Source organism: Spongiimicrobium salis, assembly GCF_043678055.1.
Taxonomy (GTDB): domain Bacteria; phylum Bacteroidota; class Bacteroidia; order Flavobacteriales; family Flavobacteriaceae; genus Spongiimicrobium; species Spongiimicrobium salis.
Genome location: NZ_JBHEQA010000007.1, coordinates 85,368 through 111,503 on the forward strand (window position 1 = coordinate 85,368; position 26,136 = coordinate 111,503).

Genomic DNA, 26,136 nt, shown 5'->3' on the forward strand with positions numbered 1-26,136 from the left:
ATAATTATAAGGGGAAATTAAGGGTTTCCCTCCAGATAATCAATTTCTAAGATTTTATTTCACTTACGAAAAAGCCTATTTTTGTAATAATGGATGCAATACTAAAAAAATACCTCCCCGAGAGAGCCGTTGTTCCGTGTTTGGAACTCATCCAGAAAAGTGAAGTACACTTAAAAATTGTGAATGAACGCGTCACAAGGCACGGAGATTACCGAAGACTTCCCAATGGAACACACCAAATTACGGTAAATGCGACCTTGAATAAGTACCGTTTTTTAATTACGCTAGTGCATGAAATTGCCCATTTGGTAGCATTTAAAAAATTTGGAAGGCAGATTAAGCCCCATGGGCCGGAGTGGAAACAGACCTTTAAGTATTTAATGCTACCATATATTCGTCCGGAAATCTTTCCGCCTAAGCTTCTTCCGCTATTGGCAAAGCATTTTAAAAATCCAAAGGCCAGCAGCAGCACAGATGCCAATTTATCCATCGCCTTAAAACAATTTGATGAAGGTGATAAGGAAATTACCTATGTATATGAATTGCCTATGGGAAGTATTTTTAGAATTTATAATGGAAAGCTTTTTCAAAAAGGAAATAAAAGAATAAAAAGATACGAATGCGTTGAAATTGCTACTGGAAGAATGTATCTTTTTCAACCCAATGCAGAAGTAGAATTAATAAAAGATTAGTTTTAAAAAAGTAATAATAATCTTACAAGAACGTTGATCACTATATGTGATGTAAATTCCAAATAATTATGAACACCAATTATTATGCAGTATTAATGGCAGGAGGCGTAGGATCACGTTTTTGGCCGGTAAGTACCACCCAATATCCAAAACAATTTCACGATATGTTAGGTACCGGAAGTACCTTGATTCAAAGAACTTTTCAGCGATTGAACAAGTTTGTGCCCACGGAGAATATATTGATTTTGACCAATGAGCGCTACAATGATTTGGTGTTAGAGCAATTGCCCCTTGTAAAACAAGATCAAGTAGTGTTAGAGCCAGCTATGCGCAATACGGCTCCCTGTATTTTATATGCAGCACTTAAAATTCAGAAAAAAAATCCCAATGCGGTAATGATCGTAGCTCCTAGCGATCATTGGATCGAAGATGAAGAAGCTTTTGCAACAGATGTGAAAACTTGCTTTGATCAATGTGAAAAGGGTGAAGTCCTCTGTACTTTGGGGATCACGCCTACTTTTCCCAATACGGGTTTCGGCTATATTGAATATGAGAAAGAAGATGTGGCCGAAGTAAAGAAAGTGCGACAGTTTCGGGAAAAACCAAATTACGAAACGGCCAAAGATTTTCTGCGACAGGGAAATTTCCTTTGGAATGCCGGTATTTTCATGTGGAGCGTCCAAACCATTGTGAATGCCTTTGAGGCATATCAACCTTCGCAATACGAATTATTTTCCAAAGGCATACCCTCCTACAATACCGAAAATGAGCGCCACTTTATCCAGGAAAATTATGCTAAAGCGGAAAATATTTCTATAGATTATGCTATATTGGAACAATCTAAATCCATTTTTGTCCTTCCAGCGACTTTTGATTGGAACGATTTAGGAACTTGGGGTTCCTTGTACGACAAATTGGATAAGGATGCCGATAATAATGCCGTTGTGAATAGCAAAACCCTGGTTACCGATGCCAAAGGAAATATGATTCGGTCATCCCAAGGAAAAATTGTTGTGATTGATGGGCTCAATGATTATATTATTGTAGATAAAGAAGAAGTTTTGCTGATTTACCCCAAATCAAAAGAACAAGACATAAAAAAAGTGCTTGGTAGTGTGAAAGCTAAATATGGTGACCAATACACTTGATATATGGAAGAAAATACAAATCAAACCAATACACCACCTGAGGAGAATGCTGCTGGGGGTGAAGATGTAAAAAAAGATTTTCAGGGTCTTTTAGGGAGCTCCAAAAAATTCTTGTTGGATTTATTGGATATCCGAAAAGATACGGATCAGGAAGCTACCAAAGCATCCATTATAGCCGATATTCCGTTCAAAGGGCATACCTCCTGGATTCTTATCTGTTCTATTTTTATCGCCTCTATAGGTTTGAATGCAAATTCTACGGCAGTGGTCATCGGAGCGATGTTAATCTCCCCCTTAATGGGACCTATTTTGGGAATGGGAATGTCTTTGGCTATCAATGATATCGATACGCTTAGAAGGTCGCTAAAAAATTTGGCAGTAATGGTGGTTTTAAGTGTGTTGACGGCTTATTTGTTTTTCGCATTTTTTCCCCTACGCGATGAGTCATCTGAATTATTGGCTCGGGTTAAACCGGATATACGGGATGTGTTGATTGCCTTCTTTGGTGGATTAGCCTTGGTGATTGCAAGAACCAAAAAAGGAACTATTGCCAGTGTAATTTTTGGTGTGGCCATTGCAACAGCTTTAATGCCACCGTTGTGTACTGTAGGGTATGGATTGGCGATTCGGAATTGGGAATATGCCGGGGGTGCTTTACTGCTGTTCGGAATCAATACCATCTTTATTGCTTTAGCTACTTTTTTAGTACTTAAACTGTTGCGCTTTCCTATGGTGCGTTATGCCAATTCCAAAAGACGTAAACGCATTGCCCAATTGGTATCTGTGGTCGCATTGGCCGTAATGATTCCTGCAGGCTACATTTTCTATAATGTATATACCGAATCCCGATATATGAAAGATGCCCAGGAACTGATCAATAAGACCATTGGAATTTATCAGTTTAAAAGTGGCGGGCGTTATTTGGATGATCTCACAAAGATCAATTATGTGAGAGATGGGAATTCTACCATTGAATTGGTGTGTATGGGCGATGAACTTATTCCTGAAAGCGTGATCAATACTTGGTTGGTACAAAAGAATGATTACAGTTGGTTAGACAATACTGAACTTAAAGTAGTACAGGCAGGAAGGGACGATTCCGAGGAGAAATTCAACTATGTGAGCGAACTCTACGAATCCAAAAAAGCCGAGCTGCTTGGGAAAGATGAACAGATTAAGGTTTTGGAAAGTGAAGTGGCCCGTTTAGGGAAGCTGACTTCCAAGCAGATTCCCTTTGCAGAAATCAGTGCAGAAGCCAAAGTCAATTATGAAAACCTAAGGAGTTTAGGTTTTGCTTATGTGGTGAAAACCGATTTTAGTAAATTGGATACGATCCCCACCTTTGAAGCAAAATGGAAAGACGGCTTGGATGATAATACTATTATTGCAGCACAAAAGAAATTGGGCGACTGGCTTAAAATTCGTTTAAAAGATCCTAAAATTCAATTAAAGGAAGCCGAATAGAAAAATCATAACTCATATACCGCAGTACAGGTGTAAAGCTGATAGGTTTCTAAGCCCTTGCAGAAGATTTTTGGGGGTAGAGGCGACTGCCTTAAATGATGGGAATTGAAAAAACCGTATACGCTAAAGTTGGGTCTTTTGTTTGAAAACAAGTATGTTTTCGAACTTAGAACCCTTAATTCCGTTCTTCAATGTACATTTGTCGTACTTTCTTAAAGAGTTCCGAAGAGTACACAAAATTGGTCACGGCTTCATTATCTGTTTTAAAAATTTCCTTATGGGTACCTTCCCACTCTTTATAACCATTCTTTAGGAAAATAATTTTTTCCCCAATTTCCATTACGGAATTCATATCATGGGTATTGATTACAGTAGTAATGTCAAACTCCTGCGTAATCTCCTGGATAAGATTATCAATAAGGATAGCCGTTTTGGGATCTAGTCCAGAATTAGGTTCATCGCAAAATAAATATTTAGGGTTCATTACGATCGCTCTTGCTATCGCTACCCTTTTTTGCATCCCCCCGGAGATTTCTGAAGGAAATTTATGATGGGCATCAATGAGGTTCACCCTTTTAAGTACAGTATCTACACGGTCATCCATTTCTGATGGCGCTTGCTTGGTAAACATTTGTAAGGGGAATTTTACATTCTCGCATACCGTCATGGAATCAAATAAGGCACTCCCTTGGAATACCATTCCCATCTCCTGACGTAAATCGCGCTTTTCATCATCCGAGAGTTTCGCATATACCTTATCATTATAGCATATGGAGCCTTTTTCCGGGGTAAACAAGCCCAACAGGCATTTTAAAAATACCGTTTTTCCCGAACCACTTTGCCCGATGATCAAATTGGTTTTTCCTTTATCAAAACAGGTAGATATGCCCTTTAAAATATGGGCATCACCAAATGATTTATGAATGTCGTCTACAATGATCATCAGCCCAATAGTAATTGTGTTAACATATAGTTTAAAATTATAATAGCCACGCTGGTCCAGACAAAGGAGGTCGTACTTGCTTTCCCAACCTCAAGGGCACCACCTTTCATATAAAATCCATGAAATGATGGTATGGTTGCAATGAGAAAAGCAAAAACGATAGTCTTGATAAAGGAGTAGGTAACGTGAAAGGGGATAAACTCCATCTGCAAACCTGTAACAAAGTCGGCACTAGACAGGAAACCGCCAAAAACTCCGGCGACCCAACCGCCAAACATCCCCACATACATGGCGATGGCGATGGCAAAAGGATAAATCATTAAAGCAATGATCTTAGGAAATACCAAATAATTTAGGGCATTGACCCCCATAACCTCAAGCGCGTCTATTTGCTCCGTAACCCGCATGGTCCCAATACTGGAAGTGATATAAGAACCTACTTTTCCTGCCATAATGATTGAGGTAAATGTAGGGGCAAATTCCAGTATAACAGATTGGCGTGTAGCAAAACCAATAAGACTCGAGGGAATTAAAGGGTTATTTAGATTCAATGCAGTCTGTATGGTGACCACGCCACCGATGAAAAAGGAAATAAAAATGATAATTCCTAAAGAGCCAAAAATAAGCTCATCTATCTCCTTGAGAATGAGAGATTTCATGATTTTCCACTTTGTCGGCTTTTTAAAAACCTCACGGATCATAATGAAATAACTCCCAATAGACGAAATATAATTCATAGAATGTAAATGACTTCTAGCTGTAAAAATAGCAATATTAGCTGTCTTTTAACCTTCATTTAAATTTTAAAGGCCTTATTTATTTATTTTTGCATCTTTAAGAAATATACAATGCACCAGAAAAAAAACTTTCTTCTCATTTTAGTCCTTTTTATTCTTCACTGGCCAACAGAAGTGGCAGCTCAAAAAAGGGCAAGAAAAAAGTCAAATAAGACCCTTGTTGTGAACCAAAGTAGTGCGCAAACTCCAAAGTTAGTAGTGGGTATTGTGGTAGACCAAATGCGTTTTGATTACTTGACCCGTTTTTGGAAACATTATGGGAATGGCGGATTTAAACGCTTGGTGAACGGGGGTTTCAATTGTAAAAACAATCATTTTAATTATGCCCCTACCAGCACTGGCCCGGGCCATACCTCGGTCTATACAGGAACAACGCCGGCTACCCATGGTATTATCGGGAATACTTGGTACGACAAAGATTTGGATAAAGAAGTATATTGTGCATCCGATGAAGCCTACGAATCTATAGGAACAACTTCCAATGCGGGAAAAATGTCACCGCATCGGATGGGAGTTACTACCCTTACCGATCAATTGCGATTGCATACTCAAATGAAGGGAAAAGTAATTGCGATTGCACTCAAAGATAGGGGAGCGGTACTCCCTGGAGGACATACAGCCAATGCGGCGTATTGGTTCCATGGACAGGATGAAGGAAAATGGATCAGCAGTTCCTTTTATATGAAAAAGCTCCCAAGATGGGTCGAAGATTTTAATGCGGCCCGGAGCGTTGATCAATACAAAAAAGCATGGACAACGCTAAAAGATATTGCTTTGTATGAAGAAAGCGGTTCGGATAACAATAGTTACGAAGGGAAATTTAACGGAGAAACTACGACTGCTTTTCCTCATGATCTGCCCAGTCTATGGAATACGAATGGGGCCTATGACATGTTAAAAGCAACGGCTTTTGGAAATACGATTACAGCAGATTTTGCCCTAACGGCCTTAAAAGAGGAACAATTGGGCGTGGATGCGATTCCTGACTTTTTGGCCGTGAGTTTTTCTAGTACAGACTATGTAGGGCACAAATATGGCGTGAACTCTAAAGAAATTCAGGATACATATTTGCGTTTGGATCAAGATTTGGAGCGTCTCTTCAATGCCTTGGATGCTCAGGTAGGACAGGGCGAGTATACCGTTTTCTTAACGGCCGACCACGGAGCTGTACAGGTACCGCAGTATTTAAGGGATCAAAAAATTCCCGCGGGTTATATGGATTACAATGAAATGAGGAAGGAACTGGAGGAGTTTTTAAAATACACCTACGGCACCACCGATATCGTAAAGAATTTTTCCAACAATCAGATTTTCTTAGATCATAAAATTATCCATAACCTAGATTTGGATGTAGAAAAAGTACAAGAGAACATTGCCAAGGAATTTTTGAGATATAAAGATGTATACCGTGTATATACGGCTCAGCAAATGTGGAAAAATCACTATACCAAAGGGATTCCTTATGTTTTACAGAACGGATACCATCAAAAACGATCGGGAGATGTGCTGATTGTGTTGAATCATGGAACCAGCAACTACTCTAGAACTGGATCTACGCATGGTACTTCTCAAATTTATGACACTCATGTGCCGCTATTGTTTTACGGAAAAGGAATTACGCAAGGGAGTACGGTCAATAGAACAGAAATTCCTGATATAGCACCTACAATTGCCAGTTTATTGGGAATTGCGTTTCCGAACGGTACCACGGGGAAACCTATTACAGAGGTGTTGAAATAGCATTGAAAAGATGTAGGTCAAAGGACGGTAATACTACTTGCGAACTATTTTTTTCTTGATATTAGTCCAGCGTAGTTTTCTAATGAACGCACCTTCCTCCACCGTCACTAAGAAAGGGACTTTCTTTTTTTTAGCTTGATGATATCCTTTCATATTATCAAAAAAAGCATTGATCTTTTTCTGATTCCAAGCCATTTTTAAGGAGGCAATACAGCTAATCCAAAAACCGTAACGCATGGTGTACATCGCTTGACCCTGCAATAATTTGGCTTTTTTATTATACGCCTTTCCTAAAGGGCGTAGGTGCTTTGTTTTTAATTGGTCCACAGTATGGATTTCATACCCGTGATATTGCGCCAATAATTCATCTACAGTGTCCCAACCCATAGCATTTTTAAGTCCACCAATGGCCTGAAAACAAGTTTTGGAATAGGCTTTGAACGCTCCACGGACATGATCTTTGTTCATAGGATGGTTTAGTTCCCAATCCCCATTTTTATTTTGTTCGTAGGCAAAGCCGCCAGCGATGCCTACCTGCGGATATTCTTCAAATACGCTGGCAATACGCTCAAAATAATCTGCGGGCAAAATAATGTCGGCATCTAGCTTCACAATAAAGTCATAAGTTTCCGGAATACGATCAATACCTTTATAGAAGGCATTGATTACCTTGCTTCCGGGCATGTGCACATTGGAAGAAGTTGTATCTACTCTTTCAAAGATGTCACTCTTCGCCATAAATTCACTGGCAATGGCAGCCGTACGATCGGTAGAGTTATCATTGACGACGACCACTTTTTGCGGAAGTCTTGTTTGTATGAGAATAGCATCCAAACAAGAAGCTAAAAAGGCCTCTTCATTATGAGCGGGAATGATAATACAGTAGTTCATGGTGCTATTGCGTTAGCTATTTTAGGGTATCTTTTGTTTTCTCCGCATACACAATATAGTACCGTGGCGTAAAACGTCTTAAGATAGGACGTATTCCAATTTTATTGACAGGATTGGTCCATTGGGCTCTGTCCTTGATTTCCCATCCAGATTTTTCCAATAACCAATCGAACTGCCAATCCTCAAATTCGTGATAATGACGGTCCCACGGGTCTGTTTTACTTTGGTAAGCAGGTGAAAACCATAAGCGCATAGGAATGCTGGCCACTAGCTTATCCGCTTTAAGCTCACGCAGCACATTAAAAGGGGCAAGAAGGTGTTCAAAAATCTCAAAAGCCGTAACTACTTGGGCACCCGATTGCCGTACGGTACTAAAATCAATATCCAAGTCTTCCCCTTTGGTGTTTTCTACTTGGTATCCATGCTCTTTCATAATCGTGGAAAATGGATTTTCTACCCCCAGATCTAAAATGTTTTCCGTGTTTGGAATGTGTTTTTGAAGGAATGTCAGCGTGTGTTGAAAACGCTTATTGGGAAATGTCTTTTCGTACATAAAATAGATATTGGTTGCTCAAAGAACCCTTAGGATTACGAAGGTAAAAAAATAAAATGCAAGGACCGTTATGGAACTAAGGAAGTACTATTCTGAAGTGAGGGGTTAATAACCCACATGGGCCAAATACACTATGGCGTAGGTGAAAATACAGAGAATGCTTCTGGCGTGAAATTGATCCAAAATGTTCTGTTTGGGGCCTAAAGGCTGCATGCCATAACAGGCCAAAATCCAGAAAAATACGGAAACCACAATGTCCCAATAATCAAACCGACCATTGGTAATATGCACTAATTGAAGTAATTCCAATCCAATGGCAAAATATAAAGGAAGGTAAGTGCCGTTCAATGTAAAAGTTCCCAGCTTCAGAAAGAGGTTTTTAGAGGTTAGGGTAATAGCAAAGACCCATAAACCTTCTGGTAAGGAGTAGACTATAAAGGGGTGTAGGCGTATATTGCCATGGATGAACTGTTTTAAATAGATATAGTTTTCTTCTGTAATCAAGGTGCTGAAAACCGCATTGATCACTGTTTTTTCAGTTCTAAAGAATACATAGATGAACAGACTGACCGTTAAGGAGAAAAAGATAAGGAAATACTGTTTTTTCACGGTTTAGAAAAAATTAAAAGCTTAAAGTAAGACAAAGGTCTAAATTTAATTTCGTTTAAGAGGATAAACTGCCGCAATGTTATGAGTTTTTCGCTATAAAAAATGGATTTGAAATGAAAGAATTTGGAAAAAGGATGAAAACAGATATCTACATATTTTAAAATGGTATTTGGCGTAAAATGATTTAAAAGAAAGAGTTTGCCATTTGGTTTGAGCACCCGGTACGCTTCTTCCAGTATTTTTTCGGGATCGGGTACCACGGCGATAACATGGGACAATACCACATAGTCAAACGAATTGTCTTTAAATTTTAGTTCTTCTCCCTTCATAAGATATAAGTTGGCCGAGTATTTGTTTTTTTTATGGGCGATTCTTAACATGCCGGGCGATGTATCTATCCCCGTCACAAGATGGTTTTGATAAGCCTTCAAATGACTTCCATTGCCAATGCCAATTTCTAAAAGTTTTCCCGGAGCTTCTACATTTATTTCGTTGAACAACCGTTTTTTTTGAGGTTTAAAAAAAAAGGCAACAAGAGGATAGAGGGAGGAAAACCAATTGTAGAACCTGCTTGTTGCGTTTTTTGCCATCGAGAGATTTTCACAGCGTTTAATTATGGAAAACTAAGGTAAAAAAAGGGACATAAAAAATTGTAGGGAATTTAAATACTCAATCCAAACAGCAGAGAATTCCCAATGCCTTATCAACATCTTTATCTTCAAGGACCTTAAGGGCATATTGATGTAATTGCCTAATTTGTAATGCTCTATCTTTTATGTCCAAAATGGATTGTATTTCTTGGGACGCTTTTAAACGGGTCAGTGTTTTAGGGTCGGGCAACTGTTCCGTGTTCCCCAATCTTCCCAGATGATTTCCGGTCAAGACATTGCTCTCTAGTACATGTTTGGGCAGTTGATCTACGCCAATCCCCTTATTTTGTAAGGGCTTTGGAATCTCAAAGAGTGCAGTTTCATTGGCTCGGCAATACCAATTTCCTCCCATACGGGCTACTAGGTCTAATTTTGTGGTATCTAGTTCGGCGTTCTCGTTGAGATATTCCTCCTGAATATGAATACGTTGTACCCGGGAAATCACCAGATTGCCGGCACCGCCTTCCTTGCCCAATTCCATAACCGAATCCACTGCACATTCAAAAGCTATAGGGGATTCTGCTACTCGGGGAGGGCGTATGGTTTCTGAAGGAATAGCTTTAAAGCCCGCTTTGGTAAATTCATTGATTCCACGGTCATATTCCGTACTGGATAGGGACATCTGTTCCACCATAGGATAATTCACAATATTGATGACTACTTCCGGAACGGCTTTTACATTTTCATAAGTATGCTTTACGGTATTGTCCCTTCCGCGTCGTGAAGGGGAAAAAATTAAAATAGGAGGGTTGGCACTGAACACATTAAAAAAGCTGAATGGACTTAAATTTATAGTTCCTTGGGCATCTATGGTACTTGCTAAAGCAATAGGCCTTGGAGCCACCGCAGACAGAAGCAAACGGTGTAATACCGGAGTACTTAATTGCTGGGGATCGATTGTTTTAATTGCCATGACCTTTAATCTTTAGCAGATAATAGTTTGGTGCGAACCTCTCCAAATCCTACCCGGATATGGTCTTTTTTTCCAAAACCGCGCATAATGACGGTATCATGGTCTTGAATAAATGTACGCTCGCTGCCATCATTCAGCTTCAAGGGATTTTTTCCGCCCCAACTTAATTCTAACATGGATCCATAAGAATCCTCGGATTTTCCACTAATCGTTCCCGAAGCCATCATATCACCTACGTTGATGTTACATCCATTGATCGTATGATGCGTTAGTTGTTGAACCATATTCCAATACATGTACTTAAAGTTGGAACGGCTGATAACAGTTTCTTGCTGTTCTTCGGGTTGGAGGGCAACCTCGAGATGAATATCATAGTTCTTTTGGCCCGAATATTCCAAATAGGGAAGTACGGTGGGTTCCTGTTTAGGGCCATCCACACGGAAGGGTTCCAGGGCTTCCAGCGTTACGATCCAAGGGGAAATGGAAGAGGCAAAGTTTTTGGCTAAAAAAGGCCCTAAAGGCACATATTCCCATTTTTGGATATCTCGGGCAGACCAATCATTAAAAAGTACTTTTCCAAAAATATAATCTTCAGCTTCGGCAGTACTTAGCGTAGTGCCAAGAGTGGTATTTTTTCCAATAATGAAACCCATTTCCAATTCAAAATCAACGCGCAGTGAAGGACCATATACCGGATGTTTTTCCCCGATGGGTAGGGTTTGTCCCTTAGGTCGGTGAATATCTTGTCCGCTGACAATAATGGAAGAGGCCCTTCCATGATAGCCTACCGGGATATGTTTCCAATTAGGCAGTAAGGCATTTTCGGGATCACGAAACATTTTGCCTACATTGGTGGCATGTTCTATACTGGAATAGAAATCGGTATAGTCACGGATATAGACCGGAAGATGCATGACAACATCTTTTTGAAGTATTAAAACGGAAGGGTGATTTCTTAAAATGGAGTTATCCGTAGTCAATTCCTTCTGAATAATGTGCCGCACTTCATTGGTAATGTTTTTACCCAGATCAATGAAGGCATTGAGGAATTCATTTTCAAATACACTCTTATTGAAGTTCAAAGGGTCAAAAGTTCCAAGTTCCGCAGCCTTTGCCAGATCAAGGATATGATCCCCTATGGCACAACCTACCTTTTTAATATCGTTGCCCTGGGAGAAGATTCCAAAAGGAATGTTATAAATAGAAAAATCTGAATTTTCGGGTATAGGTACCCAGCAGTTTGTTGGTGTCATCTCAATAAAATAATATTATTCCAGCCATGATTTATGATAGGATTCATCTCCTATTTTAATGGCATCTTCGGTTAGTTGTAAAGGTTTAAAAGTGTCTACCATGACCGCAAGTTCTTCGGTCTTTGTCTTGCCAATACTTCGTTCTACGGCTCCTGGGTGAGGCCCATGGGGAATGCCGGCCGGGTGTAAGGAAATATGCCCGGGTGCAATATCGTTTCTACTCATGAAATCCCCATCAACATAATACAGAACCTCGTCACTGTCAATATTGCTATGATTGTAAGGAGCAGGAATGCTTTCGGGATGATAATCGTATAGACGGGGAACAAAGCTGCAGATAACAAAAGCACTGGTCTCAAAAGTCTGATGTACCGGAGGCGGCTGATGTACCCGTCCCGTGATGGGCTCAAAATCATGAATGGAGAAGGCATAGGGATAATTGAATCCATCATAGCCTACTACATCAAATGGATGTGTGGCGTAGACCACATCGAAAATATCGTTCTGTTTCTTGATCTTTATCAGGAAATCTCCCTTTTCATCATGGGTTTCCAGAACCGTAGGACGCCTCAGATCTCGTTCACAATAGGGGGAATGTTCCAGCAGTTGCCCAAACCAATTTCGATAGCGTTTGGGGGTATATACGGGGTGGTAAGATTCTACGATGAATAGGCGGTTGTCTTCCGTATCAAATTCTATTTTATAGATCATACCTCGGGGGATGACCAAATAGTCGCCATAAGAAAAAGTGAGATTGCCCATATGGGTTCGTAGTGTTCCATTGCCCTTATGGATAAAAATGACTTCATCTGCATCCGTATTCTTAAAGAAATAGGCCTCTTGGGATTTCTTGGGCGCTGCTAAGATGATATTGCAATCACTATTGGTCAAAACGATCTTTCTGCTTTCCAAGTAATCATCTTCAGGCTCCACTTGAAAACCACGAAGCTTATAAGAGGTAATATTGTTCGCTTTCGCAATCTTTGGAGCAACACTATATTGACCCTTTATCTCCTTTACTTGCGTAGGACGGTGTTCGTGATAGATGTTAGAGGACATTCCATCGAAACCGATGGTTCCAAAAAGTTGTTCATAGTACAAATCTCCATTAGGTTTTCTAAAGATCGTATGGCGCTTGTGCGGAATTTTTCCAAGTTGATGATAGAATGGCATAGCTTAAACATTTGTTCTATCAAACATAAACAAATGTTGATATAAAAACAAATTTACTTTATAGAAACCTAATTTTTGTTTTAATTTGTACCAAGTGTGAACCGCTTTAATTCGCCAACACGTTAAAATTTGTAGATGAAATTTAGCACGAAGAAGGAAGATTTTTTACAGGAATCACTCAAGTTGATTCACGAGAAAGGCTTTAAAGCCACTACAATGCGTGATATTGCAGATCGCATGGATTTTGATGTATCCAATAGTTATAATTACATTAAATCCAAACAAGAAATCTTAGAGAGTTTTCTTTTTAGGGCCTCAAACGACTTTCACTCGGCCTTGGATAATATTATGGCTTCCAATTACACTTTGGATGAAAAACTGAAACAGATAATTTCATGTCATATCCAAATTGCATCACAAAGACCGTATGAAGTAGCATTGATGGTCAATGAATGGCGTAATCTAAAGGAACCCAAGTATACTGAGTACACCGTCCTTAGAGATAAATATGAAGAGAAGATCAAAGGGTTGCTACAAGCAGGAATGGAGGAAGGCGTATTTAAAGAAATGGATGCCGACATTGCCACTGCCGTTATTTTATCCTCAATTCGCTGGTTCTATGATAAATACACTCAAAAAGATACTTCTTTGAATCCAATAGAGCTCGAACGACAAATTGTGGATTTCGTTTTCCATGGAGTCATCGCCTAAATTCAATAGGGGCAATGGGTTCTTTTTTTCGTCGACCACAAAATAAAAGGTATATTCTATAAGGAATTCAGGATGATACGTCTAATTATAAAAAGCGTATTATGGCAAATGTCTTTCACAGCGGAGAATTGGAAATTCAAGCAAAGTTTGGAGAACTGGAAATCGCAGGTCAAATAGGGCAGATGATTCAAAAAAGCATTCCGCCCAGAGCGGTTGGTTTTTTGGAAGCTCAAACCAATGCACTGGTGAGTAGTATGGATGCTTCCGGAGCTATTTGGGTCTCTTTTCTTATTGCGGATGGCCCTATTGTTACTGTGGACGGACCAGAAGAAATGTCTATTAACCGAACAAAAATTGTAAGCTCGGAGCACGACATTTTGTATGCCAATCTAAATGCAAATTCCGAAGTGGGCTTACTCTTCATCATTTTGGCCGAACGAAAGCGATACCGCATCAATGGAAAGTTAAAGCTGTCCGAAACAAGAATGAAGGTCAAGGTGAATGAAGCTTATGGCAATTGCCCAAAATATATCCAAAGAAGGTCTGTTTCTGTGCCGACTACAGCATCCAAATCTTCCCAAATACAAAAGGGCGACAGCTTGCAACCACATCATTTGGAATGGATCAAAAGTGCGGATACGCTGTTTCTGGGTACCCAGAGTAACGATTTCAATATGGATATGTCGCATCGTGGTGGGAATCCAGGTTTTGTTGAGGTTATTGATGATGGAGTATTAAAAATACCGGATTATCAGGGCAATATGATGTATAATTCTTTAGGGAATATAGCTCAAAATGGCAAGGCAGGATTGTTGTTCGTGGATTATAAAAATAAAAGGGTTTTGCAGCTCAGCGGGAAGGCAAGCTTATTATTTGATCAAGATGGGGAAGAAGATGCGGTGAAGACTACCGGAACGGGACGATATTGGTTATTTCATACCAAAGCCTGGGTCGAAACCGATAAGCATCACAATATGGATTGGGAATATATAGACGCTTCTCCTTTTAATCCAGAGATTAATTAAATGAACTTTGCTTATTTATTGCTTTTAGAAACCTTTTTTCGTAAAGCTTGATAATACGTTCTCATTTCCTTTGATGGTTTTTTGTTTAAGGATAAGACTTTTTCCATGGTACTTAAAGCCAAATCTAGAGCACCTTTGGTATCGAGGGCTTTGGCATAGTTGTAGAATGCATTTGCCGAATGGGGATGATAATCCGTATTCAATTGGAAAGCGGTAATGGCCTTTTCAATTTCCCCTTTTTTTAGTAGGGAATACCCTATGTTGTTCAAATCGTTCTCATCGGGTATTACCCTGTACCCAAACTCTTTTGATAATAGATCGTGTTGGGTTTTTACTGCTGTCAAGCCTTCGGAATCATATAATTCCCAGGGTTTATCCCAATTGGCATACAATTTTCTTAGTGCTAGATAGTGTCCGGGAATAGGGGTTGTTCCGTGAGAGTCGTGTTCATGAAAAGTAGCTTCCCATCGGGTTGGATTATGGATGTTCAACAATGATTCAAATTGAAAAAAAGCTTTTCTTATTTTCAAGCTTTCTTCACCGCCCGCGTTAACATAAAAAAAATGATTTCCAATTTTTCCTTCCTCCAGTTTTTGAGAGGCCTTCGAAATCAATTTATAGTTGCCCGCCCATAAAGCGGGACTGAAAGCAAAATGGGCCTGAAAAATAGCATTCTCGGCTAGTAGGTCATTCAATGCAAACAATCCACCTCGAGAATGCCCGGATAAAATACGATAAGGAACTGTTCTATAGGTGGTGTCGATATATGTGGTCAACTCTTCTTTTAAAAATTGGGTAAATGTCTTTGCATTTCCCAACTTCGTGCTGGAGTGCATAGGGATATCATTGGGCGTATAATCCTGTTGGCGTGTAGTTGAAGCCGGGATGGCTACAATAAGAATCTCTGGCATTTTATGCTTACGCGCAAGGGTATTGGCTATTAAGGTCAATGACTTGATATTTCTTTCCCCATCCAATAGATAGAGAACAGGATATCTTTTTTGTGACATTTGCCTATAACTCAAGGGGAGTTGAACGATAATTTCGCGGGGATGATCATAGTATTTAGATATGATCGAATGATGTATTGCAGGGTTTTTAGCCTCTTTTTCGAAGTAGTTTTTGTAATTGGAACGTTCTTTCTGTTGTGAAGATAAAGTAGTGATACAGAGTAATGCAACTAAAAAAAGAATAGATTTCATGATTATTTTGATTGATGTGATGATGTATAGCCTTTTCTAATAATTTTTTTCTTTCATATAATTTGCCTTCTAAAAATGAAGATATAACAAGCTCATTTGACGTTTTTTCGTATTAGCTGTAATCCCCATCTATAATGACTAGACGTATTTGAAATGAAATAAGCCCCCAATGAGGTACTTCCGGTCCAATGGTATTTTCTTTTTTCAAATAATTCTTCGTCGGTATGGCAAGCTATCGTATCCATAATTTTTTTATGGGACTGTGCTAAAAGACTTCGTACTTCGTTAAGATCATTGCTTTGGTATAACTTCCAGATTTCTTGATTTAAAGTTGGCGTATCTTTCCAACGATATCCTGTACTGGGCATGTCGGGTTTTTTGCCTTGCATCCCTACGTCATACCAGTTGAGCATCAGGAGGTGCCAATGGTGGATGTGGGCAAACACATCCCTGATATTTCGGTTCATGGTACCCTTTGGAAACTCTCTTTGCCGCAAGTCCATAGGTAAGGCATCAATAAAATCTAGCATTTTTTTAAAATTCACTCGACTTTGATCTAGCAATTCCTCTTTTGAGCGGGGTTTTGGCATTGGTTTAGAATAATATGAGTTCGGTTTGTATCCCTTCTTCTTTAAATTCTAATATACGATATCCAAAAGTATCCTTATTTACCTGAATTTCGTCCTGTGTTTTTGCAACCTGATAGGAACAGGCTGGGGTAATGTATTGATGGATATTTTTATACTTCTGCTCATCTTCCAGATGGTAATGTCCACAGAATATAGTTACCTTATTGGGAATACTCGATAAGATATTCCGAATCAGTTCACGGCGATGCAAGGCATAACGTCTATCCATGATCACTTCCACGGCTAAAATAGGATGGTGTACAAAAACAACAATGGGTTTGTCAGTCTGAACCGCTTTTTTTAACCAGCTCAATTGTTCTTCTTGAATAGTTTCTGTACTGGAATCCAAGACGATACAACGATGGGAAGGAAATTCCTGTACATAGTATAGTGCCGATCGCTGTGGATGGAGGTGCTGGGTATAATGCTTTTTTACCGTATGGAAATCATCGTGATTTCCCAAGGAGATATCAATGGTATGCGCTTTTAAATGATCAAAAAACCAAGCGTTGGTCGCTTTTTCTCCAATATCTCCACCCAATATGATATGTTGGATGCCCCTGGAAGAAATATCATCTAGAACAATTTGCCAATTTTTATTCGCATCTACACCAATACTCTTAGGAAACTCTTCATCTAGGTGCATATCCGTTACATAAGCTATTTTTTTACTCATAAGTTGAGATTTAAGGTTGTAGGATAGCTACTGTCCAGTCATCGTTTGCTCTGGTATAAAGGGTCCTTTGATGCAGTCTGGTATTTTGAAATTCCATGAATTCTATTCTTCTGGGAGTGATAGCGATGCCGCCCCAATCTTCAGGGCGTGCAATGGGCCCATTCCCCACCTTCTTTTTCTCTGTTTCAAAAAGCGCCTCTAGGTGAGTGATGTTTTCCACAGGTTTTCCCTGCTCAAAAACAGAGGAAACAATTTGGGAATCTCTATTCCGCTCCTGAAAATAAATCGTTGCTGCAGCTTCGGAAATTTTATGGACATCGCCCTGTATCCGGACTTGTCGCTTCATGCTGGTCCACCAAAAGGTCAGGGCAGCTTTGGCGGAATGCCTTATTTCTTTTCCTTTTCTGGAATCTAAAGGGCCGGTTATGATAAAGGCTTCGTCCATAACTTCTTTTAAAGAAACAAAACGGGCATTGGGGTACCCATCTTCACTTAGCGTAGATAAGCAACAGGCTGCGGGAAGGTCTAAAGTACTTTTTTCCAACTCTTCCGAAAACCATTGTTTAAATAGGGATATTGGATTCATTTTTAATATTTGTCAGGATGGATGTAATCAGTTTTGCCACTACAGATGCATAGTTTAGTTTCATTGGAAAGCCGCTGAAGTGTGTAGGTTTAATAGGGATGATTCATAAATACTACCAATATTCGAAAATTCTGGAGATTTGCCCATTTTTAAATTCAAAAAAGGTCATTTGGGGCTCCCCTTCGGTGACTTTATCTTCTTTCTTCTCCACATATATTCGCTCCACCACCACAGCATTCAGTCCAATGATCGTATTGGGGGTTTTAATATCAAGAACACTACCGTCATAACCTCCGTTTTTCTGGTTTCTGACATAACCCTTGTACAGATCTTCCCTAGTATAGGTTCCTCCGTATTTAGGATGGACATAAGTGAAATCGTCCGAGAATAAGTCAAAAATGGCATCAATATCGGAAACTTTGGAATTTGCTTGAAATGCTTTGAGGTTTAATGCATAGTATTTTTTGACGAGCGTCTCTAAGGAATCTTTATGTGCTGTACTAACTTCTTGTGCTTTGCCCATGCTGATCATAAAAAATAGGGCAAAAGTTGAAAGGATTGGTTTGAATGATTTCATCTTGTTTCATTTAGAAGTGAAGGTTAGCCCTTCAAAAATAAAGTATAGGGGAGAAAAAAATGTTAATGGTGCGTTAATTGTAAACGAATGGAATAGTAGAGCCTACTTGGCATTAAATACAGATATACTGTAGACTTCAAAAAAAACAGGCCATTGCCATGTATTGGGTTTTGACCATACGCCTAGATGGCGCGTAACCTTCTTAGGCTTCTTCCTTAAAATATATCTTATAAGCTTCACGACTTAAGGGAATGATCTCTCCAGCTTGCAACGCAATACTATATTTTCCTCCTCCATGTTTTAACACCTTCGTTATTTTTGTTTTTGGAACAATATAGGAACGATGAATTCGTATAAAATCCTCAGGGAGCAATTTTAAGAGTTTTTCCAAATTTTTATCGTGCAACAACGCATTTTTTTTAGAAGTATGTATTTCGGAATAATTCCCTGAGGCTCTAATAAACCGAATCTGTGCTATTGGAATAAGTTGAACAACGCCTTTGGACTTCACGGTAAGGGATTGGGTTTTTTTCCTTTGGGCATTAGGGCCTTCTAAAAATCGGGAGATGGCCATTTCAAAGCGTTTTTCACTAATAGGTTTGGAAATGAAATCCAAAACCCCAAAATCAAAAGCAGCTAGGGCTTCTTCCTTGTTGGCCGTGATGATTATGGTTTGAAAGGAAGTGGATAAGGAAGATCTTAATAGCTCAAAACCATTTTTTCCATTGAGGTTAAGATCAAGAAAGAGCAGATCGTAAACCTCTTCACGAAGGCGTATTTGTGCTTCTTCCAACCTATGGGCAATAGTCACTTTTGCATTAGGAAGGTGTTCTTTGGTCAGATCAGCAATACGCTCTGCCACTAAGGTGATATCTTCAATGATGAGTATTCTCATGGCTTTAGATGAATTTCAATGATTACTTCCCAACCTGCCGGCACTTTACGGGAATGCAAATTCCATTTTCCGGGATAGCATTCTTCCAAACGAGCTTCAATATATTTGAATCCGGTACCCGATCCGGGTTTGGAAGATGCCAAGCCAGTCTTACTGTCATTCACAAGGCGGTATTGGATACCAAATTCCTTTTCTTCTTTATGAAGTTCAAAATGGGCATCTTGATTTCCGGAGTATCCATGTGTTATCCCATTTTCTATCAAAGTATGGATGATCGCCGGAGGAATGGTTTCGTGTCCAAGAATGCCTTTGGTCGTTAAATAATAATGGGCTCTTTGTTGAATGCTCATGATTTTAAGATGGTTGTGGCACATCTCTATTTCCTCTTGTATGGGAATCAACTTTTTCTTGCCCATGGCGGCCAATACATGAAATTCTTCGGATAGGGCTTCTACCATTTCGCTGGCTTTATCGGGCTCTTTGGATATCAGCTGTTGTAATGACATTAAGGAGTTGACCAAGAAATGGGGAAGAATCCGTTTTTGTAGAAACTGATATTCTAGACGATTCAGTCGAAGTTTGGCCTCATTAAGGGCCATGGTCTTGGCTAAGATGCTTTTTGCCGAACTGAAAATCATCATTAATGCAAAAATAATCATGCCCAAATTATCCAGTTTATAGATAATTGAAGTCACCATATAATGGCGATTTACAAACTCAAAATTTTCAATAAGATTAAGGTCGTCTATGAGGTTAAATAGGAAAACAATACCTAAGGCAGCAGGAATCAAGAAACGATCCTTACGACAGAAAAATATACTGAATATACAAGGCACACTACTTAGTACTAAAGCTTGTGGGAGGTTTAGAAGGTAAGAAAGCCCATAGACGAAGAGGAACCCAAGAATCCCATACCCCAATACTTTTTTGGAAAGCCCATATTCAAAATACACTACAAAGAGTAGGATAAAGTATACCAGATATTCCAAGATACTTCGTAAAGCATGGCTGTGGACCAAGGAGGTAGCGTCCACGAGGCCATTCCAGTACCCTACTTCGTAAAGGACCAAAAGGCTATTGACAAAAAATAGTAATGCCAGAACTATAAAAGTCTTTTTTCGCTGTAAAGCGAAATACAATCCCATATTGATCAGAAGTGCAAATAGAAATATTCCACTGAACAATAGCGGGGCAAAGGTCATTATGAGACTGTTTTTGTGAAAGCTGCCCAAGGGGCCAATAGCCAAGTCCTGAATTATGGTGGCATCTTGATTTTTATAATTTGAAAATGTGATGATAATGGTGTTCTTTCCGGGAAAGAGTTGCTTTCTGGGAAGACGGTGTTGCACAAGATTCTTCCCTGGAACTAAAGCGGAGGAACGCGATTTTAATACACCGTTCTTAAAAAGCAGCTCGTCATTAAGGTAAACCGATGCTGCGTAGATATTGCTACGGAATTGCAGCCAAACATCCTCCTCTTCCATCATTTTTTGTGTAATTGTAAAGGTGGTGGACAAATGCCAAAGGTTTTTTTCCTGGCGGACGGTCTCATAAATCCCTTTTACATTTAATCCATCGGCAATAAATTCGCGTTCAGCACCCTTGTACAATTGGGATGCTGGATAGTTGATCAAATCAATGGCATTGCCCAAATAAACCGGTGTTTCATCCTGACCCATCATAGGAGTTAATTCAAACAAAAGGAATATGAAGGCAATGACGAGTTTCAATTGTTATGGGATACGATTACGCTAACGAATATACTTCATGGGACTGAATATGCCAATGACTATGAAATGACTGGGAAGTAAATTAGTTGCGGACCAGTCTTTCCTTTATTTTTTCGATGTTTTTTAGGTGAAGCTGTATTTTTTCTTTGCCTTTATCTGTTTTTTTGGCAAGGGCGAGCGCTTTCCGATGCATTTTCAATGCTTTTTTGAAATCTCCTAGTTTTTCATGGGTACTCCCAAGGTTGTTGTAGACAAAAGAGGATTCTGGATACCAGCCTAAAGCCAATTCCAACAGGAAAATGGCTTTTTCATACTGCCCCTCGCTTGCATATCGGCGCCCCATTCGGGTAACGACATCTTCATCCGGTTTTTCGGCAGCAGTATAGATGTTTTTTTTAGCAATACCATAGGTAAGCCAGTTTTCATAGAATGAAGAGTTTCCGCCAATTAAAGCAGAATTGGGATGATAGTGTTGCACCCACTTAATTAAATTCTTAAGTACGTTTAGATTGGGGACGAAATTCACATAATAGTTTCCCATATTTCCTAATTCCCGTTCAGATGGAATAACGGTATACCCAAATTCAGCTGAGGTTTTATCAAAATGGGCCAGCAATTGTAGAAATGTCATGCTTTCATAATCCTCTATTTGTAATTTGTGAGGCGCGTATAATTTTTTAAAGGCCAAATGCTGCCCTATGAAGGGGGTTGTTTGGTGCCCGTCTACAGTACTGAAATCAAAATCATAACGAAGTCCTTCTGGCGCATGGGTCTCGAATATATTTTTTACCTCTTTAAAGGCATTTCTCATTTTATAGAATTCGGCTCCGCCGACATTCATATAAAAATAGGTTTTTAGATCTGGATGCTTCTGGAAGGTCTTTGCCAATAATTCCCGTTGTTTGGGAATATGATGTGAGGAAGGACTAAACGCAAAACGGGCCTTAAAAAGATCGGGACGTTTAATTAGGGAATGAATGACAAACAAGCCACTATTGGAATGCCCGGATAATATCCTGTAGTCATTCGTGCGATAATTTTTGGCCATAAAGGGAATGACTTCATTCGCTATGAAATTCAAAAAGTGATTTGCGCCTTCATTGACTTTATCGGAATCTCGAAAAAAGGTTTTGTAATCGCGATCTCGCTGTCCTGTATGGGGAATGGACACAATAATCATTTCAGGGATATGTCCTTTTTGGGATAAATAATCGTGGATGAAAATCGTATGTTTTTCCAAGTTTTTTGCATCCAAAACATAGAGGACGGGATATTTCTTTGCTTTGTTTTGATAGTAACTTGTCGGAAGTTGTACCCTAAAAGGCCTAACTTCATTTAAAAAAGTGGATGGTATCGTTGTGGTAAACGAAAATTGATGGCCGGCAGGATGGTCCTGTCCTTGTAAACTAGAAATATGGACAAAATAAAGGAGGAGAAAACAGATTTTGAAAGATTTCATGTGCTGCGTTTTTTGATGATAATTAAAAAATGAAAACACAAGAATAGCGGTTTTGAAAAGTAATTTTTTGACCAAAAATGTGAAACGCACTAGGGTCTTCCGAATAACACACATAGGCATAAAAAAACAATGAAGTTGGGTGATACTCTGTCTTTATGCGGAACGAAGCTGTTCCCAGCCTTTTTTATATTTCCTAAAATATCGGGAACCAATACCGCTAACGATAGCAATAGAAATACCGACCAATGCATAAAAAATGGAAAAAAAGTGCTCCTCTACTTCAATGAGAAAGGGGATACGCGTAAAAACTTCAGCGCAGAAGGCACAATAGAGGCCAATAACACTCCAATACATAAAACTGACATGATAACTAAAATAATTCTTTGGCTTTCGGAGAACCATGGGAATCATTCCGGCCAATAAGGTCAGGCTACTGATCACGGAAAATAGGTGTAGTATGCCAAAGGTGCCATGCAATCTATAAATCATAAAGGAAGACCCCAATAAGATACTCATGGAAAAGACATATAAATACCCCACTTTTCTATGGATAGGACTTCCTTTGGTCATGACAAGAACAAGGGTGCCCGTTAGTAGTGCAATAATGGAGGCGATCAAATGAACGATTCCTGTAGTGTTTGAAAACATGTTTTTTTAACAAACCTATTTTTTACACCGAAATGGACAAAGTTCAAGATACCGAATTGTAGTTTTTAAGGTCTGAACTGTAGTAAAAGCGTTATCGGTTTTTTGATCAAAAACAACAAAAGAGGCTTATGGATCTACTTCTTTGTAAAAAAAGTTTTTGATTTCTGTATAAATTCTGCCTTGGTCTCGCCTTCATGGGCCCCGTGCGCCACATTGGGTAGGATCCAGAGGTCGGATTTCGGTAAATTCTTTCGAACTCGTGCAATCTCAGTAATATCCATGCCTTCATCATTGTCGCCAACCATAATCAATACTTCGGGCTGTATGCGCTGTAATTCCTCATTGGAGAGTTCCACAATATAATTATTGAATTGTGTCATGAGCGCCTTTATTTTTTCATCGGATTTGTGGTAGTCCGATAGCCAGGGGAAGTTCTCTTTTTTCTCGAAGGTAAAGGCTTTTTGGTACTCCGGAAAATCTTTGACGGTCCAGGTGCCAACCGCTCCTATAGTAATCATGGATGCTATCAATGAAGGATTGAGCAATGCCAGTTGATAAAGAACATCTCCCCCAAAACTAAAGCCTATGGCTTTGATTTTATCTAATTTTAAATACTGTGTCAGGGCATTGAGGTCTTCCGCTACGGATTTTATGGATAGCTTTTCTTGGAATATATCGGATTTTCCATGTCCGGTTAAATCAATGAGGTAAACTTCGTAGTCTTTTTCGAAATCCTGTACATAAGGTAACCAAGACTGTGAAGAAAGGGTATAGCCGTGTAAAAGGAAAAGGGGAGTGCCTTTACCGTAGACTTCATAATAGATGTTTTTTCCGTTAACGAATGTAGATTCTGCTTTTTTAGGTGTTTGCGCATAGGTAGGGAGGGTCATTAAGAGGAGAAATAAAAAAGTAATAGCTGTTTTCATTTGAATTGTAGGTTTATAGGTATATTATTTAGCTGTTATACCGAAAAAATCTGGGGAATGATTATGGAAAATCAATACGATGTTGTGCGAGGAAGAGATTTTTTCTCGGGATAACACTGCAAATATAGTGTTTTAAGTGCTTTGTTGTACATGATGCCTTTGGGACTGGAAATGGAGATTCCCCAATGAAGGATAGTACCCCTTACAAGCAACCTATTTCACATGAAGGGCCAATACAATTATAATTGTATTTTGCGAATGCCTCCACCCGGACCGTATTCTGAAATATACAGGATCTTATTTTTTTTATCACTCGATATTCCATTGGGATAGTTTAAGGAAGCCGATTGTAGAATGCCGTTTACAGATTCCGCTTTTCCATTGCCTGTAAAGATTTCATAGGAGCCATCCAAAGAAACTTTGAAAAGCTTGCTTACGGCAATACCCGTGGCATAGATCGTATCGTCTATAACCGTCAAGTAGCCAATTCCCCATCCTTGTACAACGATATCTTTTAAAGTAACAAGCTCTTTGATCACTCCTTTCGAATTAATCAAGAATATGGTAGCCGTATAAAAATTAGATACTACAAGTTCTCCCTTGCTGGTAAAATCGATTCCCACACAACCTGAGAGACGCGGATCTTCGGCAAAGGTACTTACAGTGCCATGGGCATCTATCATATCTATTCTTGGAGCATTGTAATTGGTAACATATAAAGTACCTTGGGTATCCATGGCCATACCGCTGGGCCAACCTGGTAATGTGGCAAAGACTTTTCGATCTCCCTCAGGGCTAATGCGCAGTATTTGACCTCTAGTCATATTATTATCATTGTTAACATAAAGGTTGTTGTTTGCATCGGTTACTGTGCCCATTGGGCCAGATAGATTAGAAATGGTATCCAGAATTTTCCCGGAAGCATCCAATTTAAAAATGGAATTTCCATTGCCACCCGTATTGATAAAAACCCCGTATTCGGAGATGTTGACGTGGCCATCTTGATCTACGGATACCGCCCCGTTTGCCCTGAAATTAGGAGCCAAAGTTTCTACTTTAATGGATTTATGATCTTGTGTTTGGCCTAAGAGAATACCAGAATAAGATAAGGCAAGCAAAAAAAGTAAAGATGTACGCATTGGTTTTAAGATTATTTTGTGCTGTTCTAAAATAAGCGCTTAAATTGTTTTTGGGGTACGCAAGGGTACAACGGGATGTTTTTGTCTAAATTGATCGGGGCATAGCTGTGGCGTATAGTTGTGGTATGAACCTATACGGTAATCTCGATAAGGTTTCCTTCAAGATCGGAAATGACACTTTCATAATATCCATCTCCAGTGGTTCTGGGTTCCCCCACAACGTAATACCCATTTTCCCGTATGTGATCTGTTAATGCATCTACCTTTTCCTTACTTCCTACAGAAATGGCAAAATGAGTAATACCTAATTGCATTTTCTTTTGCTGCAGTACACGGGCAATTTCGGGTTGATGCATCAACTCAATGCGGGCTCCACTTTTAAAAGAAAGAAAGTAGGAGCTAAATTCCTTCTTTGGATTGTAATATTTTGTATTGGAATGAAGATCAAAGAATTTTAAATAAAAAGCTTTCATCTGTTCTAAGTCCTTTACCCAGATTGCAATGTGTTCAATTTTCATGTAAAAGAATTCAAAGGCGATGTTATATGATATTCTGTTTATTGCTATTTTAATTCAATGATTTGGACATGACCGTGAATTCAAATTTTTCCTTTCCGATTTGAAAATCATGCTGGCCAATTTCTTGCAATCCATTTTTTCTATAGAAGCTCAACGCCCTCTCATTGCTATTGAGAACAGATAGCCAGATGCTATGAAACCCTTTTTCTTTTGCTTTTTCAAAAAGGGCATTTTGTAACCCAAATCCAATCTTTAAAGAGAGATAGGCTTTGAGGACATAAATTTTTTGGAGTTGACAAACCTTTTCCGAATTAATGAATTCGGAAGGGGAATTCAATTTGAGTTTTGCATATCCTACCGCTACCTGATCTTTGAAGGCAATCCAATATACACTATCGGATTTTTGCATGCTGGCATCAATTTTTCGTACCGAAAAAGTAGCATCGCAATAGGCGAATAAGTCTTGTTTATCCCTAAAAAGATGACCAAAGGTCTCTGTAAAGGTAACCCTTCCCAATAAGGCTATAAACCGAACATCATCTTTATTTGCAATGCGTATGTCAACACGATCTCCTGTCATAAAACTGTA

28 protein-coding genes are annotated in these 26,136 nt (G+C 39.2%); 6 read left to right on the forward strand and 22 right to left on the reverse strand.

What is annotated here, in order from left to right:
- The first annotated feature begins 89 nt into the window (after positions 1–89).
- The 3 genes from ACEXOE_RS21590 to ACEXOE_RS21600 all read left to right on the forward strand — a co-directional run bounded on the left by ACEXOE_RS21590 (position 90) and on the right by ACEXOE_RS21600 (position 3,304).
- Complete coding sequence (locus ACEXOE_RS21590) at positions 90–692, forward strand: SprT-like domain-containing protein (protein WP_394750948.1); 603 nt, start codon at positions 90–92, stop codon at positions 690–692.
- A 68-nt stretch (positions 693–760) separates the two neighbouring features.
- Positions 761–1,840, forward strand: coding sequence for a mannose-1-phosphate guanylyltransferase (locus ACEXOE_RS21595; protein ID WP_394750949.1), 1,080 nt, complete (start codon positions 761–763; stop codon positions 1,838–1,840).
- Positions 1,841–1,843: 3 nt separating this feature from the next.
- Positions 1,844–3,304: a DUF389 domain-containing protein gene (locus ACEXOE_RS21600; protein ID WP_394750950.1), complete on the forward strand. Its 1,461-nt coding sequence runs from the start codon at positions 1,844–1,846 to the stop codon at positions 3,302–3,304.
- A gap of 175 nt (positions 3,305–3,479) precedes the next feature.
- Here the strand turns inward: ACEXOE_RS21600 and ACEXOE_RS21605 are convergent, their stop codons facing one another.
- Together ACEXOE_RS21605 and ACEXOE_RS21610 are read right to left on the reverse strand one after the other, a co-directional pair.
- The gene (locus ACEXOE_RS21605) at positions 3,480–4,247 is read right to left on the reverse strand and encodes an ABC transporter ATP-binding protein (RefSeq protein ID WP_394750951.1); all 768 of its coding nucleotides are present in this window, start codon (positions 4,245–4,247) and stop codon (positions 3,480–3,482) included.
- Positions 4,247–4,984 (reverse strand): MlaE family ABC transporter permease, encoded by a 738-nt coding sequence (locus ACEXOE_RS21610; protein WP_394750952.1) that lies wholly within the window; start codon positions 4,982–4,984, stop codon positions 4,247–4,249. Before ACEXOE_RS21610 ends, ACEXOE_RS21605 begins: the two co-directional genes overlap by 1 nt.
- 111 nt (positions 4,985–5,095) lie before the next feature.
- Between ACEXOE_RS21610 and pafA the strand changes: the two genes are divergently transcribed.
- Positions 5,096–6,784 carry an alkaline phosphatase PafA gene (pafA, locus tag ACEXOE_RS21615; RefSeq protein WP_394750953.1) on the forward strand — a complete coding sequence of 563 codons (1,689 nt, stop codon included), beginning with the start codon at positions 5,096–5,098 and terminating at the stop codon, positions 6,782–6,784.
- A gap of 33 nt (positions 6,785–6,817) precedes the next feature.
- On the opposite strand, the gene ACEXOE_RS21620 is transcribed toward pafA, so the two are convergent.
- The 7 genes from ACEXOE_RS21620 to ACEXOE_RS21650 form a co-directional block, all read right to left on the reverse strand.
- Complete coding sequence (locus ACEXOE_RS21620; protein WP_394750954.1) at positions 6,818–7,675, reverse strand: glycosyltransferase; 858 nt, start codon at positions 7,673–7,675, stop codon at positions 6,818–6,820.
- A gap of 16 nt (positions 7,676–7,691) precedes the next feature.
- Positions 7,692–8,228, reverse strand: a complete 537-nt coding sequence (locus ACEXOE_RS21625) for a methyltransferase (protein ID WP_394750955.1) — start codon at positions 8,226–8,228, stop codon at positions 7,692–7,694.
- Between the two features lie 105 nt (positions 8,229–8,333).
- Positions 8,334–8,837: a hypothetical protein gene (locus tag ACEXOE_RS21630; protein WP_394750956.1), complete on the reverse strand. Its 504-nt coding sequence runs from the start codon at positions 8,835–8,837 to the stop codon at positions 8,334–8,336.
- Positions 8,834–9,427 (reverse strand): class I SAM-dependent methyltransferase, encoded by a 594-nt coding sequence (locus tag ACEXOE_RS21635; protein WP_394750957.1) that lies wholly within the window; start codon positions 9,425–9,427, stop codon positions 8,834–8,836. The genes ACEXOE_RS21630 and ACEXOE_RS21635 overlap by 4 nt, the downstream gene beginning before the upstream one ends.
- Before the next feature lie 79 nt (positions 9,428–9,506).
- Positions 9,507–10,400: a flavin reductase family protein gene (locus tag ACEXOE_RS21640; RefSeq protein WP_394750958.1), complete on the reverse strand. Its 894-nt coding sequence runs from the start codon at positions 10,398–10,400 to the stop codon at positions 9,507–9,509.
- Between the two features lie 5 nt (positions 10,401–10,405).
- Complete coding sequence (fahA, locus tag ACEXOE_RS21645; RefSeq protein ID WP_394750959.1) at positions 10,406–11,653, reverse strand: fumarylacetoacetase; 1,248 nt, start codon at positions 11,651–11,653, stop codon at positions 10,406–10,408.
- Between the two features lie 15 nt (positions 11,654–11,668).
- A complete protein-coding gene (locus ACEXOE_RS21650) occupies positions 11,669–12,826 on the reverse strand; it encodes a homogentisate 1,2-dioxygenase (protein WP_394750960.1) in 1,158 nt (385 codons plus the stop codon).
- A 135-nt stretch (positions 12,827–12,961) separates the two neighbouring features.
- Between ACEXOE_RS21650 and ACEXOE_RS21655 the strand changes: the two genes are divergently transcribed.
- Together ACEXOE_RS21655 and ACEXOE_RS21660 are read left to right on the forward strand one after the other, a co-directional pair.
- Entirely contained in the window at positions 12,962–13,537 is a 576-nt protein-coding gene (locus tag ACEXOE_RS21655) for a TetR/AcrR family transcriptional regulator (protein WP_394750961.1), read from the forward strand.
- A 101-nt stretch (positions 13,538–13,638) separates the two neighbouring features.
- Positions 13,639–14,562 (forward strand): pyridoxamine 5'-phosphate oxidase family protein, encoded by a 924-nt coding sequence (locus ACEXOE_RS21660; RefSeq protein ID WP_394750962.1) that lies wholly within the window; start codon positions 13,639–13,641, stop codon positions 14,560–14,562.
- Positions 14,563–14,573: 11 nt separating this feature from the next.
- Here the strand turns inward: ACEXOE_RS21660 and ACEXOE_RS21665 are convergent, their stop codons facing one another.
- The 13 genes from ACEXOE_RS21665 to ACEXOE_RS21725 all read right to left on the reverse strand — a co-directional run bounded on the left by ACEXOE_RS21665 (position 14,574) and on the right by ACEXOE_RS21725 (position 26,127).
- Positions 14,574–15,764 (reverse strand): alpha/beta hydrolase, encoded by a 1,191-nt coding sequence (locus ACEXOE_RS21665; protein WP_394750963.1) that lies wholly within the window; start codon positions 15,762–15,764, stop codon positions 14,574–14,576.
- Between the two features lie 92 nt (positions 15,765–15,856).
- A complete protein-coding gene (locus ACEXOE_RS21670; protein ID WP_394750964.1) occupies positions 15,857–16,354 on the reverse strand; it encodes a ClbS/DfsB family four-helix bundle protein in 498 nt (165 codons plus the stop codon).
- 4 nt (positions 16,355–16,358) lie between these two features.
- The gene (locus ACEXOE_RS21675) at positions 16,359–17,069 is read right to left on the reverse strand and encodes a metallophosphoesterase family protein (RefSeq protein ID WP_394750965.1); all 711 of its coding nucleotides are present in this window, start codon (positions 17,067–17,069) and stop codon (positions 16,359–16,361) included.
- Positions 17,070–17,079: 10 nt separating this feature from the next.
- Positions 17,080–17,655 (reverse strand): pyridoxamine 5'-phosphate oxidase, encoded by a 576-nt coding sequence (gene pdxH, locus ACEXOE_RS21680; protein ID WP_394750966.1) that lies wholly within the window; start codon positions 17,653–17,655, stop codon positions 17,080–17,082.
- Between the two features lie 112 nt (positions 17,656–17,767).
- Complete coding sequence (locus ACEXOE_RS21685; protein ID WP_394750967.1) at positions 17,768–18,232, reverse strand: nuclear transport factor 2 family protein; 465 nt, start codon at positions 18,230–18,232, stop codon at positions 17,768–17,770.
- Positions 18,233–18,434: 202 nt separating this feature from the next.
- Positions 18,435–19,127: a LytR/AlgR family response regulator transcription factor gene (locus tag ACEXOE_RS21690; RefSeq protein ID WP_394750968.1), complete on the reverse strand. Its 693-nt coding sequence runs from the start codon at positions 19,125–19,127 to the stop codon at positions 18,435–18,437.
- Positions 19,124–20,809, reverse strand: a complete 1,686-nt coding sequence (locus ACEXOE_RS21695; protein ID WP_394750969.1) for a sensor histidine kinase — start codon at positions 20,807–20,809, stop codon at positions 19,124–19,126. The genes ACEXOE_RS21690 and ACEXOE_RS21695 overlap by 4 nt, the downstream gene beginning before the upstream one ends.
- Before the next feature lie 130 nt (positions 20,810–20,939).
- Positions 20,940–22,316, reverse strand: coding sequence for an alpha/beta hydrolase-fold protein (locus ACEXOE_RS21700; RefSeq protein WP_394750970.1), 1,377 nt, complete (start codon positions 22,314–22,316; stop codon positions 20,940–20,942).
- A gap of 153 nt (positions 22,317–22,469) precedes the next feature.
- A complete protein-coding gene (locus ACEXOE_RS21705; RefSeq protein WP_394750971.1) occupies positions 22,470–22,964 on the reverse strand; it encodes a DUF2306 domain-containing protein in 495 nt (164 codons plus the stop codon).
- 134 nt (positions 22,965–23,098) lie between these two features.
- The gene (locus ACEXOE_RS21710) at positions 23,099–23,890 is read right to left on the reverse strand and encodes an alpha/beta fold hydrolase (protein ID WP_394750972.1); all 792 of its coding nucleotides are present in this window, start codon (positions 23,888–23,890) and stop codon (positions 23,099–23,101) included.
- Positions 23,891–24,129: 239 nt separating this feature from the next.
- Positions 24,130–25,029: a hypothetical protein gene (locus ACEXOE_RS21715; RefSeq protein ID WP_394750973.1), complete on the reverse strand. Its 900-nt coding sequence runs from the start codon at positions 25,027–25,029 to the stop codon at positions 24,130–24,132.
- Positions 25,030–25,160: 131 nt separating this feature from the next.
- Entirely contained in the window at positions 25,161–25,547 is a 387-nt protein-coding gene (locus ACEXOE_RS21720) for a VOC family protein (RefSeq protein ID WP_394750974.1), read from the reverse strand.
- A gap of 49 nt (positions 25,548–25,596) precedes the next feature.
- Positions 25,597–26,127: a GNAT family N-acetyltransferase gene (locus ACEXOE_RS21725; RefSeq protein WP_394750975.1), complete on the reverse strand. Its 531-nt coding sequence runs from the start codon at positions 26,125–26,127 to the stop codon at positions 25,597–25,599.
- Positions 26,128–26,136 lie beyond the last annotated feature (9 nt).

Coding starts and splice junctions, on each gene's coding strand:
- fahA (WP_394750959.1), bottom strand. CDS start 11,653: ATGACACCAACAAACTGCTGGGTACCTATACCCGAAAATTCAGATTTT.
- ACEXOE_RS21610 (WP_394750952.1), bottom strand. CDS start 4,984: ATGAATTATATTTCGTCTATTGGGAGTTATTTCATTATGATCCGTGAG.
- ACEXOE_RS21620 (WP_394750954.1), bottom strand. CDS start 7,675: ATGAACTACTGTATTATCATTCCCGCTCATAATGAAGAGGCCTTTTTA.
- ACEXOE_RS21600 (WP_394750950.1), top strand. CDS start 1,844: ATGGAAGAAAATACAAATCAAACCAATACACCACCTGAGGAGAATGCT.
- ACEXOE_RS21700 (WP_394750970.1), bottom strand. CDS start 22,316: ATGAAATCTTTCAAAATCTGTTTTCTCCTCCTTTATTTTGTCCATATT.
- ACEXOE_RS21725 (WP_394750975.1), bottom strand. CDS start 26,127: ATGACAGGAGATCGTGTTGACATACGCATTGCAAATAAAGATGATGTT.
- ACEXOE_RS21670 (WP_394750964.1), bottom strand. CDS start 16,354: ATGCCAAAACCCCGCTCAAAAGAGGAATTGCTAGATCAAAGTCGAGTG.
- ACEXOE_RS21590 (WP_394750948.1), top strand. CDS start 90: ATGGATGCAATACTAAAAAAATACCTCCCCGAGAGAGCCGTTGTTCCG.
- ACEXOE_RS21635 (WP_394750957.1), bottom strand. CDS start 9,427: ATGGCAAAAAACGCAACAAGCAGGTTCTACAATTGGTTTTCCTCCCTC.
- ACEXOE_RS21695 (WP_394750969.1), bottom strand. CDS start 20,809: ATGATGGGTCAGGATGAAACACCGGTTTATTTGGGCAATGCCATTGAT.
- ACEXOE_RS21650 (WP_394750960.1), bottom strand. CDS start 12,826: ATGCCATTCTATCATCAACTTGGAAAAATTCCGCACAAGCGCCATACG.
- ACEXOE_RS21705 (WP_394750971.1), bottom strand. CDS start 22,964: ATGTTTTCAAACACTACAGGAATCGTTCATTTGATCGCCTCCATTATT.
- ACEXOE_RS21715 (WP_394750973.1), bottom strand. CDS start 25,029: ATGCGTACATCTTTACTTTTTTTGCTTGCCTTATCTTATTCTGGTATT.
- ACEXOE_RS21675 (WP_394750965.1), bottom strand. CDS start 17,069: ATGAGTAAAAAAATAGCTTATGTAACGGATATGCACCTAGATGAAGAG.
- ACEXOE_RS21640 (WP_394750958.1), bottom strand. CDS start 10,400: ATGGCAATTAAAACAATCGATCCCCAGCAATTAAGTACTCCGGTATTA.
- ACEXOE_RS21625 (WP_394750955.1), bottom strand. CDS start 8,228: ATGTACGAAAAGACATTTCCCAATAAGCGTTTTCAACACACGCTGACA.
- ACEXOE_RS21655 (WP_394750961.1), top strand. CDS start 12,962: ATGAAATTTAGCACGAAGAAGGAAGATTTTTTACAGGAATCACTCAAG.
- ACEXOE_RS21660 (WP_394750962.1), top strand. CDS start 13,639: ATGGCAAATGTCTTTCACAGCGGAGAATTGGAAATTCAAGCAAAGTTT.
- ACEXOE_RS21720 (WP_394750974.1), bottom strand. CDS start 25,547: ATGAAAATTGAACACATTGCAATCTGGGTAAAGGACTTAGAACAGATG.
- ACEXOE_RS21605 (WP_394750951.1), bottom strand. CDS start 4,247: ATGATCATTGTAGACGACATTCATAAATCATTTGGTGATGCCCATATT.
- ACEXOE_RS21710 (WP_394750972.1), bottom strand. CDS start 23,890: ATGAAAACAGCTATTACTTTTTTATTTCTCCTCTTAATGACCCTCCCT.
- ACEXOE_RS21685 (WP_394750967.1), bottom strand. CDS start 18,232: ATGAAATCATTCAAACCAATCCTTTCAACTTTTGCCCTATTTTTTATG.
- ACEXOE_RS21665 (WP_394750963.1), bottom strand. CDS start 15,764: ATGAAATCTATTCTTTTTTTAGTTGCATTACTCTGTATCACTACTTTA.
- ACEXOE_RS21595 (WP_394750949.1), top strand. CDS start 761: ATGAACACCAATTATTATGCAGTATTAATGGCAGGAGGCGTAGGATCA.
- pdxH (WP_394750966.1), bottom strand. CDS start 17,655: ATGAATCCAATATCCCTATTTAAACAATGGTTTTCGGAAGAGTTGGAA.
- ACEXOE_RS21690 (WP_394750968.1), bottom strand. CDS start 19,127: ATGAGAATACTCATCATTGAAGATATCACCTTAGTGGCAGAGCGTATT.
- pafA (WP_394750953.1), top strand. CDS start 5,096: ATGCACCAGAAAAAAAACTTTCTTCTCATTTTAGTCCTTTTTATTCTT.